This window comes from Salmonella sp. 32010601201800023SM, from assembly GCF_017572235.1.
Lineage (GTDB): Bacteria > Pseudomonadota > Gammaproteobacteria > Enterobacterales > Enterobacteriaceae > Salmonella > Salmonella enterica.
The window spans coordinates 258,376-270,537 of record NZ_JAGEQS010000004.1; the positions used below are offsets into that span (position 1 = coordinate 258,376).

The window sequence follows — 12,162 nt, forward strand, 5'->3', positions numbered from 1 at the left end:
CTATTTATGGAAAACCACTTTCCCGCCAGCCACCACTTCATCGACGATGCCAATGACGCACAGATCGACCGGTGATAATTCGCTGCGATGCGCCTGGCGTGCGGAACTGCCGCTGACCAGCAGTACCCACTCTCCGGTTCCCGCCCCGATACTGTCGATAGCGACGGCACACTGCCCGTCGGGGTTGCCCTGGGCATCGATCATTTCCACCATCAGCAATTTGTCATGCGCCAGTCCCTGATGGCGGACGGTACATACGATTTGTCCTGTGACGACTGCCAGTTTCATATCCGCCTCCATGGATTGCCCGTTGGGTCGTAGGCCTTGAATCTGCGCACCATCAGGCAATGGCGCGCATTCATGCCGGATGGCGACGCTGCGCGTCTTATCCGGCCTACCATCAAATGTTGCTGTCGCCTTTGAAGCTGATCGGGAACACTTCTTCCAGATCGCCGTGCGGGCGTGGAATCACGTGTACAGAGACCAGCTCGCCAATGCGCTGCGCCGCAGCGGCGCCAGCATCGGTTGCGGCTTTGCACGCCGCCACGTCGCCACGCACCATAGCCGTACACAGGCCACCGCCAATCTGCTTCACGCCGACCAGCTTCACGCGTGCGGCTTTTACCATCGCATCTGAGGCCTCAATCAGCGCAACCAGGCCCCGGGTTTCAATCATTCCTAATGCTTCCATCGTGTTTTCCTCTCATTAAAGGGGTCCAGAACGGGACCGTTCATTCAACCAGTGTGTGTAAGCTGCGTTCGCGGCTCACGTCAGCCTGGCGCGGCACGGCTGCCACCAACGCCAGTTCGATAATTTCCTGCACGCTACAGCCTCGGGAGAGGTCGTGAAGCGGCGCGGCAAGCCCCTGAATTAGCGGCCCAACAGCGCGATAGCCTCCCAGACGCTGAGCGATTTTGTAGCCAATATTGCCCGCCTCCAGCGACGGGAAAATCATCACGTTGGCGCGGCCTTGCAGCGGGCTGTCAGGCGCTTTTTGCGCGGCGACCTCCGGTACAAAAGCGGCGTCAAACTGCAATTCACCGTCCACAAGCAGTTGCGGCGCACGTTCGCGAACGAGCTCTGTCGCCTGCTGCACGTTGGCAACATTGGGGTGACGGGCGCTGCCGTTGCTTGAAAATGACAGCATCGCCACGCGCGGCTCTTCGCCGGTAATGGCCCGCCAGGTGTCGGCGCTGGCGAGAGCGATATCCGCCAGCTGCGCCGCCGTCGGCTGCGGCACTACGCTGCAATCGGCGAACCCTAATGCCGGACCGGCATACTGCGGCAGCATCAGGAAAATAGACGACAATGTTTTGCACCCGGGTTGCAGGCCAATCACCCGCAGCCCTGCGCGCAGCACGTTCGCCGTTGACGACAGGTTGCCTGCGATACACACATCAGCCTCACCGGCGCTCACCATGGCGGCAGCGAACATCAGCGGATCGCTAAGCTTTTCCACTGCGTCCGGCGGCGTTTTTTCTCCGGCACGGGCAAGCCAGCGTTGCGCAAAACGCTGGCGCATACTCAGGTTGCTGTGTGGGTCGATGACCTGAATGCCATCCATCGCCATACGATGACTCAGGGCAAACTGACGCAGCGCAAACGGACTGGCGACCAGAACGGGGCGAGCCAGACCGTACTGTTGCAGGTAATGCGCCGCTTTCAGCACGCGTTCGTCCAGCGCATCAGGAAAGACGACTCTGGCGGGGGCGCGTACCGCCAGTTCGCGGGCGCGTTCAATGATCATGGCTTCTCTCCCAACCGTTGTTGAATTTGGGCGACCGTCAGCGGATGTTTCGCCACGCTCAAAATCATCATCACGTAAACCGTACTGGAGAGACGGTTCAGCGCCTGTAAAATGTCCGGGCGCAAGACCTCAAAACTACGGGTAATAAACACTTGTGCGGCGAGGGTTTCTGTTTCGCGGACTTTGGTTCGCAGCAGATTAAGCAGCGCCGCATCGCGACCGTGGCTGGCCTCCGGCACCAGGTGATCGTGGTCGAGGTAGCGCAGCGGCTGGTGGGAAAGGCGATGCAGCTCATCCTCGTTCAGTCCGACGATAGACTGCGCCGCCAGCGGTTCATCTATAGCGTCGGCGCGCATAATGTTGCCCAGCCGCGAGCGGATATCGAAAAGCCACGGCTGCCAGGGTTCCGCCAGTTCGATTTGTAGCCACACGGTCAGCGCGATGGCGCTGTCGAGCGCGGCGCGAAAGCCGAGGCGCGGGTCGCTTTTGGCGACCATTTTGTCCGCCGTCAGATGGGTCAGCGTATCGGGCTTTTTCACCACCGGCTGGCGGCACAGTTCACAGCAGGCCTGTGGGTGCGTATCGCTACTGGTTAAGCCATGTACCGGCTGCGGCTGCTGTTCGTCATCATCGACAAACAGCCGGCCTTGCGGATCCAGAAACTTAATGCGCAGACGGCGACTTTCCAGCAGTTCCCGGGCCGAGGGCGTCAGTCGTGCGTCAGCGGGCAGATGGATCTCCGATCCTTCGCTGAGCGTATGATTCGCTCTGAGCCACGTTTCGGTGATGAAATCGTTCATACGGATTGCCAGTTTGCAGGCCAGGCGACGTACAGAAAGCGCACGGACGTTGGCGTGCCAAATTCAATGCTGGAGCCTTTAGGGATGAACATCACATCTCCGGCTTTGGCAATCATGGTTTCGCCTTCATGGCGTACGTGCAGTTCGCCTTCCAGCACCATGTCGATTTCGTCGTAGTTCAGCGTCCACGGGAAAAAGGCGTTGTCCCACTGCATAAACCCGGCGGCCATGCTGCTACCATCCTGCTCTGTAACCAGATCGGTTAAGCCGACGCAGTGCGGTTCGGCGCCGTCGAAGCGGCCAAATTTCACGCTGCTGCCGTCAATGACTTTCACGCCGCCTTTACCCGTGACGGAGGTAAAGCTCGGCTGCATCGTCCCCAGTTCCAGCGACTGCTTTTCCTTCAGCACTTTTTCCATCAACTGCGCCACCAGGCTTTCAGTAAACTGCCCTTCCGGGAGCTGCGCGATGATGGCTTCCCGAATGCGCTGGCTTTCGCTTTTACACGCCTGCGCCGATGTGGATGCCGGAACGGACTCGTCGCATTCGGTAATCGTGAAGCCCAGTAGTTCCGCCACTTCGCGAGCCTCCGGGGTAATAATGCTGGCGCGCAGCACTACCGACATCGCCTGTTCGCCGCGGGCGTGGGCCGCACGAATATCGTTAGCTGTGATAAGTTTTTTCACCTGCCTCTTCCTCCTGTTCACTGAGAGCCGCCAGATAATCCACCAACTGCCGCACGCTTTGCGGGTCGTGGCCGTTGAGCTCGAAAATCGGCTCCCGGAATCCAATCTCGCAAAGCAACTGCCGCGTAGCGGCGACGTCGGCATCCGGCATGTCCGTTTTGCTGATAACGGCGATATGTCGTTTACGGGTTCCAACATCCAATAACCCGGCAGGTAAGCGACTTTCTTTATCGTTTGCCGCGTGGACATAAATCAGCGTGTCCACATCCTGCAACGTGGTAATTAAGGCGTGATACCAACGGGGATGGCTAAAATATTCACCCGGCGTATCGATATCGCCATGATCATTAAATTCCACGGCCTGCGTTTTTCTGGCGAGGGAGTAATTTCCCCGTAACGCGTTAAAAAGCGTTGTCTTTCCGGCACCGACCGCGCCGACAAAAGCAATACGTTTCATTACCGCCACCAATTAACTTTTTGTTAACTCACACAGGGTAAAGTTTAATAATCGCCCCAGTCCGCTGACCGTCTGTAATAGCGCTTCTTCTACTGCGCCGACGGTGCCATAAATCACCAGCGCGCCGCTAAATCTGTCGAGAAAACCGATGTGTACATCCGCAGCCTTCATCGCTAAATCGCCAGCGATCATCGCCGTTTCCCCCGGCGTTAAAGTCATAATGCCAATCGCGCCAGCATCGGGAACGCCGATCTTTTTCGCCAGTTCTTCACCAGGGTGCGCAATGAGATGCGCCAGCGTGACCTGTTTGCCCGGCACAAATTCCTGAATAATGCGTTCTTTATTCATTGCTCACCGTCTCCACTGAAACTGCCGTCATCGTGGCAATTTTTTGTCGGAGTAAATAACAAAATTCGGCAAGGTGATGTAAAAGGTGAGGTAGATCACTAAGAGAAAGAAAATAAAAGTGACTTCTGTCGAAGGTGTTAACGATAAATATCGTGGTGCATCACATTTTCAGGCGTCATTCTGAATTTAAGCCTGTTCCGCAATAAATACTCACCGACTATTCTTTGTATTACTACCATTGATAAAAATAATGCGTATCACTCGATTTGTGCATAGTACAGATTCAGTGAAATAAGTAGGGGTAAGCGCAACAGGTTCCAGAATATCTCCACCCGAGCCTTTCATGCCATGGCGAAGCCCAGCGGCGCATAAAAAAAGCGCAGGAGAACCTGCGCCAGAAGAGAGAGTAATGCGTTATTAAAGCGGCGTGGTTTGCGCTTCAACTACCGCTAACGCCACCATATTCACGATACGGCGTACAGAGGCGATCGGCGTTAATACATGTACCGGTTTAGACACGCCCATCAGGACCGGGCCGACCGTGACGCCTTCGGAACTGGAGACGCGGAGTAAGTTGTAACTAATGCGAGCGGCTTCCATATTCGGCATCACCAGAATATTGGCGGCTCCCTTCAGCGGGCTATCCGGCATCCGGTCATTACGAATACTTTCCACCAACGCCGCATCACCGTGCATCTCACCGTCAATCATCAGATCGGGCGCTCGTTCGCGTACCCGCTCAAGGGTTTCGCGCATTTTGCTGGCGGACAGCGAATTTGAGGAACCAAAGTTAGAGTGCGACAACAGCGCGACTTTCGGCTCAATACCAAAGCGGCGAACGGTTTCCGCCGCCATTACGGCGATCTCCGCCAACTGTTCCGGCGTGGGATCTTCGTTAACATAAGTATCGGCGATAAAAGTGTTGCCGCTTGGCAGCAGTAAGGCGTTCATCGCCCCTGCCGTATGCACGCCGTCACGGTAGCCAAAGACGGCTTTCACGACGCTGAAATGCTCATGGTAGTCGCCGATGGTGCCGCAGATCATCGCATCCGCTTCCCCACGCTGCACCATGATCGCGCCAATGGCCGTATGGTTGCCGATCATCGCACGCTGCGCCTGTTCCTGAGTTACCCCGCGACGCTTCATGATCTGGTAATACTCGCTCCAGTACTCTTTGAAGCGCGGATCGGATTCATTATTCACGATCTCGAAATCAACGCCCGCTTTGATCTGTAGCCCCAGTTTTTGGATACGCATTTCGATCACGCTCGGACGTCCGATCAGGATGGGCTTCGCCAGCCCCAGGGTTATCAACTCCTGGGTTGCGTGCAGCACGCGCGCCTCTTCCCCTTCCGGCAGCACTACACGCTTCGGATCTTTGCGTGCCTGCGAGAAGATCGGCTTCATGAACAGGTTGGTTTTGTAGACAAACTCGGTCAGTTTATCGATATAGGCATCAAAGTCAGCAATCGGGCGCGTCGCCACGCCGGAATCCATTGCCGCTTTCGCGACCGCCGGAGCGATTTTGACAATCAGACGCGGGTCAAACGGTTTCGGAATAATGTATTCCGGCCCAAAGCTCAGGTCCTGATCGCCATAGGCCGAGGCCACCACTTCGCTCTGTTCGGCGTGCGCCAGCTCGGCAATCGCACGGACCGCCGCCAGTTTCATCTCTTCGTTGATCGCCGTCGCGCCGACGTCCAGTGCGCCGCGGAAGATAAACGGGAAGCACAATACGTTGTTCACCTGGTTCGGATAGTCGGAACGACCGGTACAGATAATGGCGTCCGGACGCACTTCTTTCGCCAGCGGCGGCAGAATTTCCGGTTCCGGGTTAGCCAGCGCCAGAATCATTGGCGCGCGGGCCATTTTCTTCACCATCTCCTGAGTCAGCACTTTCGGGCCTGAACAGCCGAGGAAAATATCCGCGCCGTCAATGACCTCATCCAGCGTGCGCTTGCCGCTGTCGTCTACCGCATAGGCCGCTTTGGTCTCCGCCATATTCGGCTCACGGCCTTTGTAAATAACGCCCTTAGAGTCGCATACCACGATGTTGTGCTTTTGCATCCCCAACGCGACCAGCAGGTTCATACAAGCGATTGCCGCCGCCCCTGCGCCGGAGACGACCATCCGCACGTCGGAAATATTTTTCTCTACGACTCGCAGGCCATTAAGAATGGCGGCCGTACTGATGATCGCCGTTCCGTGCTGATCGTCATGGAAAACCGGGATGTTCATGCGCTCGCGCAGTTTCTGTTCAATATAGAAACATTCCGGCGCTTTAATGTCTTCGAGGTTAATGCCGCCAAAAGTCGGCTCCAGCGCTGCGACCACGTTGATAAATTTGTCCGGGTCAAGCTCATCGACTTCAATGTCAAACACATCGATGCCGGCGAATTTTTTAAACAGAACGCCTTTGCCTTCCATGACCGGCTTGCCGGCCAGCGCGCCGATGTTGCCTAACCCCAGCACCGCTGTACCGTTGGAAATGACCGCGACAAGGTTGCCGCGCGCGGTGTATTTGTAGGCTGCCAGCGGATCTTTTTCGATTTCCAGGCAGGGCGCCGCCACGCCTGGCGAGTAAGCCAACGCCAGATCGCGTTGGGTGGCAAGGGGCTTAGTCGGAGAAACCTGAATTTTACCGGGTACCGGAAATTCGTGGAAATCAAGGGCGCTTTGTTTTAACTGCTCATCCATCTTGTTGTTCCTTTCACGTATCGTTCAAAAAGTGACGCGGCCTGGTGCGCCGCACATTATCACCGTACTGCGCAACACAAACTTTGAAGGTCTGCAAACTATCACGACGCAGCGCAAGAGTTTGTTATCAACTTATAACGGCCATGTTACCTGCTTATACCAGCAATACCATGCCTGTCTGCTATGCTTTTTGGTTATGTAGTGTATCAATCTTTCAGAAGTGTGAATCAACACACTCATCTAACACTTTACTTTTCAAGGAGTATTTCCTATGAACCAGCTAGACGGCATCAAACAATTCACTACCGTCGTCGCCGACAGCGGCGACATTGAGTCCATCCGCCACTACCAGCCGCAGGATGCCACGACAAATCCCTCTTTACTGTTAAAAGCCGCCGGGCTTGAGCAGTATGGCCATTTGATTGAGGATGCGATTGCCTGGGGAAAAAAACACGGCGGTACGCAGGAACAGCAGGTTGCGGCAGCCAGCGATAAACTGGCGGTTAATTTTGGCGCGGAAATACTGAAAAGTATTCCCGGTCGCGTCTCCACTGAAGTCGACGCGCGGTTATCGTTCGATAAAGAAAAAAGTATCGAGAAAGCACGCAATCTGGTGGATCTCTACCAGCAGCAGGATGTTGATAAATCACGCATTCTGATCAAGCTCGCCGCGACCTGGGAAGGTATTCGCGCCGCCGAACAGCTCGAAAAAGAAGGCATTAATTGCAACCTGACGTTGTTGTTCTCTTTTGCCCAGGCGCGCGCCTGCGCCGAAGCGGGCGTCTATTTAATCTCTCCGTTCGTGGGCCGAATTTACGACTGGTATCAGGCGCGTAGTCCACTGGAGCCGTATGTCGTGGAGGAAGATCCCGGCGTGAAATCGGTACGCAATATCTACGATTACTTTAAACAACATCGCTATGAAACCATCGTGATGGGTGCAAGTTTCCGCCGTACTGAGCAAATCCTCGCGCTAACCGGCTGCGATCGACTGACTATCTCCCCTAACCTGCTTAAAGAGCTGAAAGAAAAAGAAGAACCGGTAATCCGTAAACTGGTGCCTTCCTCGCAGATGTTCCACCGTCCTACGCCAATGACGGAAGCGGAGTTCCGCTGGGAACATAATCAGGACGCGATGGCCGTAGAGAAGCTGTCGGAAGGTATCCGTCTTTTTGCCATTGACCAGCGCAAACTGGAAGACCTGCTTGCCGCCAAACTATAAACCTTGCATGGAGTGATTTATGTCCCGTAAAGACCTTGCCAATGCGATTCGTGCGCTGAGCATGGATGCCGTTCAAAAAGCCAATTCCGGGCACCCCGGCGCGCCGATGGGGATGGCGGATATCGCTGAAGTGCTATGGAACGATTTTCTTAAACATAACCCCACCGATCCGACCTGGTATGACCGTGACCGTTTTATCCTTTCCAACGGTCACGCCTCCATGCTGCTCTATAGTCTGCTGCATTTAACCGGTTATGACCTGCCGCTGGAGGAGTTAAAAAACTTCCGTCAACTGCACTCTAAAACGCCTGGTCACCCGGAGATTGGCTATACGCCCGGCGTTGAAACCACCACCGGGCCGCTGGGCCAGGGGCTGGCGAATGCCGTCGGGCTGGCGATTGCCGAGCGTACGTTAGGCGCACAGTTCAACCGGCCGGACCATGAGATTGTCGACCACTACACCTATGTCTTTATGGGCGACGGCTGTCTGATGGAGGGGATCTCGCATGAGGTGTGTTCGCTGGCTGGTACGCTGGGACTGGGCAAACTGATCGGCTTTTACGATCACAACGGCATCTCCATTGATGGCGAAACCGAAGGCTGGTTTACCGACGATACCGCCAAACGTTTTGAAGCCTACCACTGGCATGTCGTGCATGACATTGACGGGCACGATCCGGAAGCGGTGAAAAAAGCCATTCTCGAAGCCCAGAGCGTAAAAGATAAACCTTCGCTAATTATCTGTCGGACGGTGATAGGTTTTGGCTCGCCGAATAAAGCCGGGAAGGAGGAGTCGCACGGCGCGGCGCTGGGCGAAGAAGAGGTGGCGCTGACCCGCCAGAAGCTGGGATGGCACCATCCGGCGTTTGAGATCCCAAAAGAGATTTACCGCGCGTGGGATGGCCGTGAAAAAGGCGAGAAAGCGCAGCAGCAGTGGCAGGAAAAGTTTGCTGCTTATGAGAAGGCTTATCCTGAGCTGGCCGCAGAGTTTACCCGCCGGATGAGCGGCGGACTGCCGGAGGCATGGGAATCCGCCACGCAAAAATTTATTAACGACTTGCAGGCTAATCCGGCCAAAATCGCCACCCGTAAAGCATCGCAAAATACGCTCAATGCCTATGGTCCCCTGTTGCCGGAACTGTTGGGCGGATCGGCGGATCTGGCGCCGAGCAACCTGACTATCTGGAAAGGTTCGACCTCGTTGAAAGAGGATCCGGCAGGTAATTACATCCACTATGGCGTGCGCGAATTCGGCATGACCGCCATTGCCAACGGCATCGCCCACCACGGCGGCTTTGTACCGTATACCGCCACGTTTCTGATGTTTGTCGAATATGCGCGTAACGCGGCACGTATGGCGGCCTTAATGAAAGCCCGGCAGATTATGGTCTATACCCACGACTCCATCGGTTTGGGCGAAGATGGCCCGACGCACCAGGCCGTGGAACAACTGGCGAGCCTGCGCTTAACGCCAAACTTCAGCACCTGGCGTCCCTGCGATCAGGTTGAGGCGGCGGTCGGCTGGAAGCTGGCCATTGAACGTCACCACGGGCCGACGGCGTTGATTCTCTCGCGGCAGAATCTGGCGCAGGTGGAACGCACGCCGGAACAGGTGAAAGCGATTGCCCGCGGCGGTTATATTCTGAAAGATAGCGGCGGCAAGCCGGATATCATTCTGATCGCTACCGGATCGGAAATGGAAATTACCCTCCAGGCGGCGGAAAAATTGACTGGCGAGGGGCATAACGTTCGCGTGGTGTCGTTGCCTTCAACGGATATTTTCGATGCGCAGGACGAGGCATATCGCGAATCAGTGCTACCGGCGCACGTGACCGCCCGCGTCGCGGTGGAAGCCGGTATAGCCGACTACTGGTATAAATATGTTGGCCTAAAAGGCGCAATTATCGGCATGACGGGATACGGTGAATCCGCCCCGGCTGACAAACTGTTCCCGTATTTTGGCTTTACCGTGGAAAATATTGTAGAAAAAGCCCGCCGGGTGCTGAACATCAAAGGCTAAGGCGAGCGTTAGCAACACAGACTTTGCACAGTCTGCAGACCTGTTCTGTAGGCTGTGCAAAATTACTTCGTAGACTCAGGCGCATCTGACTGCCCGATGACGACCTCATCAATGGATTTATGGCACATCAGGCAAAAGGCCTTTTTTTTATGCGCCTGTAATGTTGAATCCCATGCCGCTGATCCGCCTTCTTTATTCACTTTCTCTCTTATCGCCGCCAGCCGATCTATTTCATAATAAGCGCTCAGGCAGCCACAATGGGGGCATAATACGGGGCCATTATTTATTTTCATACTATTTCCTGCTGTGGTGAGGCTCTCGGGTAAAGTAACAATCCTACCGTAACGTAGCAATCTCTATACCATAAATGAAACCTCAATAGGTGTATCCCTATTCTGAAAAGGGGATAACAACCAGGATTCAACGCGTGATCCACAGCGTAGGCCAGGCATCCGGCCCGTGCCAGTTATCGCAGCTCGGTTCTTCGGCATAACGCACCAGACGAAAACGATCGCCATCATAACGCCAGCGCGTCTGGACACCGCAGTCGGTTAACCCCCGCCCTTTCGCCAACGTCACCAGCTCGCGCGTTTTCTCGTCAAAGAAGGCGTTCATCAACTCCATGTCATTACTTTCGACGCCGCGATTAAACGGCAGCCGCAAACGTACGGCGCGCGAGACGAGCGTTTTTTTGCGTGAAACTACCCAGGCGAGATCAATAGTGTTATAGGCGCCGGCTTCGCAGTTAACAATCAATAACGCTTTATCATCCGTCAACGCGCTGACCTGCGTCTCGCGACGCAGAGGGTCAAGCGAACAACGAATGCCGTTTACCCGCCATGCTGCGTAGTCCAGCAGATCGCCGCGTTCTTCCTCACTCAGCGGTACGGGCGTTGGATTAATCACGGCGATCCCCTTTAATGCCGGTGCCGGGGGCACGCTGAGCGGCGGTTCGTTTCCTTTTTCAATCCAGGCGGTTTCGCTGCCCACACGTTTTTGTTGCGCGTCGATAAACAGTAATGCCGCTTTTAATCCCGCCAGCGAAAGCGTCTGAACGCCGTTTTTTAAGGTGATAGCCTGCGCATCCTGAATCGTCTGTAAAAATGCGGTGATGGTGGCAGGATCGCCGGTCATGAGATGCCAGGGCGACACGCGCCAGTGTGGACTGTTGAACGAAAGCGGTTTGCCATCCAGCAATAAGCGAGGCGCAATTGCGGCTTCTTTAGCGTCGGGCGGCGCCAAACCGCCACGATCGATACGCAGTACCGCATCGGTACGCGCCCCGGCGCTGCGGCTTAATGTCATCACCAGCCCATGATGTTCGCCAGTATTGCGCGCTACGCAAAAATTTTGGTTATTGCAGGTGACCTGCCAGTCGGAAAAAGTCCGTTGCGCTGGCGCAGCCCACAGTAGCTGGACCGGCAACAGGCCAAACAGACAAAAAAGAATAACGCGGTAGCGCATGAACGGAACAACCCCAGATTCAGAACAACACAGCTAAGGCGGTATCTTCCTTGCGCGCATCAGGGTTCTCAATCAGATTTATCGGATTGGTCTTTTTTGTGTAAAGAAATATATTTCTTTTTTTTCAGTCCATTAGATGAGACGTCTGTAAATAGTTAAGCAATAACACGGTCTTACCGTCCCGAATCTCGCCTGAGCGCACCATTTCCAGCGCCCGGGAAAAGGGCAGTTCAAGCACCTCAATCTCTTCGTCCTCCACGCCGCCGCCGATGCTGGCGCGCTCGCTATCATGATATTCGGCAATGAAGAAATGAATCAGCTCCGTGACGCCGCCTGGCGACATATACAGCTCAAATATCTTGCGTACCTCGCCAACGTCATACCCTGTCTCTTCAATGGCCTCTTTACGGATACAGACCTCCGGCTCGTCGTTATCAAGCAGGCCAGCGCAGGTTTCAATTAACATACCGTCTTGATTACCGTTGACCCATGTCGCCACGCGAAACTGGCGAACCAGAAGCACGGTTTTTTTAGTTGAGTTGTAAAGCAGAATGGTTGCGCCATTCCCGCGATCGTAAACCTCACGCTTGTGACGGATAACCTCGCCATTACGACGGGTCAGGTCATAGGTAATGTTGCGCAGAGTAAAATAATTATCAGAAAGAATTTTATCCTTAATAAGCGTAATGGTTTGCGACATGCTGGCTCCAGGGTGTAAAA

Annotated in this window: 13 protein-coding genes; 2 read left to right on the forward strand and 11 right to left on the reverse strand. The window is 54.9% G+C overall.

Going from position 1 to position 12,162, the window contains the following annotated elements:
* The 8 genes from eutN to maeB form a co-directional block, all read right to left on the reverse strand.
* Nucleotides 1-288, reverse strand: coding sequence for an ethanolamine utilization microcompartment protein EutN (eutN, locus tag J4617_RS14600; protein WP_001522340.1), 288 nt, complete (start codon nucleotides 286-288; stop codon nucleotides 1-3).
* Nucleotides 289-400: 112 nt separating this feature from the next.
* Nucleotides 401-691, reverse strand: a complete 291-nt coding sequence (gene eutM / locus J4617_RS14605) for an ethanolamine utilization microcompartment protein EutM (protein ID WP_000387716.1) — start codon at nucleotides 689-691, stop codon at nucleotides 401-403.
* A gap of 40 nt (nucleotides 692-731) precedes the next feature.
* Nucleotides 732-1,748 carry a phosphate acetyltransferase gene (gene pta, locus J4617_RS14610; RefSeq protein ID WP_000582929.1) on the reverse strand — a complete coding sequence of 339 codons (1,017 nt, stop codon included), beginning with the start codon at nucleotides 1,746-1,748 and terminating at the stop codon, nucleotides 732-734.
* Nucleotides 1,745-2,548 (reverse strand): ethanolamine utilization cob(I)yrinic acid a,c-diamide adenosyltransferase EutT, encoded by an 804-nt coding sequence (gene eutT, locus J4617_RS14615; protein WP_000997656.1) that lies wholly within the window; start codon nucleotides 2,546-2,548, stop codon nucleotides 1,745-1,747. The genes pta and eutT overlap by 4 nt, the downstream gene beginning before the upstream one ends.
* Entirely contained in the window at nucleotides 2,545-3,234 is a 690-nt protein-coding gene (eutQ, locus tag J4617_RS14620) for an ethanolamine utilization acetate kinase EutQ (RefSeq protein ID WP_000733867.1), read from the reverse strand. The genes eutT and eutQ overlap by 4 nt, the downstream gene beginning before the upstream one ends.
* Complete coding sequence (gene eutP / locus J4617_RS14625; protein ID WP_000820751.1) at nucleotides 3,212-3,691, reverse strand: ethanolamine utilization acetate kinase EutP; 480 nt, start codon at nucleotides 3,689-3,691, stop codon at nucleotides 3,212-3,214. Before eutP ends, eutQ begins: the two co-directional genes overlap by 23 nt.
* A gap of 12 nt (nucleotides 3,692-3,703) precedes the next feature.
* The gene (eutS, locus tag J4617_RS14630; protein ID WP_001031445.1) at nucleotides 3,704-4,039 is read right to left on the reverse strand and encodes an ethanolamine utilization microcompartment protein EutS; all 336 of its coding nucleotides are present in this window, start codon (nucleotides 4,037-4,039) and stop codon (nucleotides 3,704-3,706) included.
* A gap of 417 nt (nucleotides 4,040-4,456) precedes the next feature.
* A complete protein-coding gene (gene maeB / locus J4617_RS14635; RefSeq protein WP_000344299.1) occupies nucleotides 4,457-6,736 on the reverse strand; it encodes an NADP-dependent oxaloacetate-decarboxylating malate dehydrogenase in 2,280 nt (759 codons plus the stop codon).
* Nucleotides 6,737-7,007: 271 nt separating this feature from the next.
* Here maeB and tal point away from each other — a divergent pair, with 271 nt between their 5' ends.
* Complete coding sequence (tal, locus tag J4617_RS14640; protein ID WP_001072451.1) at nucleotides 7,008-7,958, forward strand: transaldolase; 951 nt, start codon at nucleotides 7,008-7,010, stop codon at nucleotides 7,956-7,958.
* Nucleotides 7,959-7,977: 19 nt separating this feature from the next.
* Complete coding sequence (gene tkt, locus J4617_RS14645) at nucleotides 7,978-9,978, forward strand: transketolase (RefSeq protein WP_000087325.1); 2,001 nt, start codon at nucleotides 7,978-7,980, stop codon at nucleotides 9,976-9,978.
* 62 nt (nucleotides 9,979-10,040) lie between these two features.
* Here tkt and J4617_RS14650 read toward each other — a convergent pair whose 3' ends face one another.
* From J4617_RS14650 to nudK, 3 genes are all read right to left on the reverse strand, one after another.
* A complete protein-coding gene (locus J4617_RS14650) occupies nucleotides 10,041-10,271 on the reverse strand; it encodes a hypothetical protein (protein ID WP_000700635.1) in 231 nt (76 codons plus the stop codon).
* A gap of 127 nt (nucleotides 10,272-10,398) precedes the next feature.
* The gene (locus tag J4617_RS14655) at nucleotides 10,399-11,442 is read right to left on the reverse strand and encodes a DUF1176 domain-containing protein (RefSeq protein WP_017465493.1); all 1,044 of its coding nucleotides are present in this window, start codon (nucleotides 11,440-11,442) and stop codon (nucleotides 10,399-10,401) included.
* Nucleotides 11,443-11,566: 124 nt separating this feature from the next.
* Nucleotides 11,567-12,142, reverse strand: a complete 576-nt coding sequence (gene nudK, locus J4617_RS14660) for a GDP-mannose pyrophosphatase NudK (protein WP_000084033.1) — start codon at nucleotides 12,140-12,142, stop codon at nucleotides 11,567-11,569.
* Nucleotides 12,143-12,162: the final 20 nt, after the last annotated feature.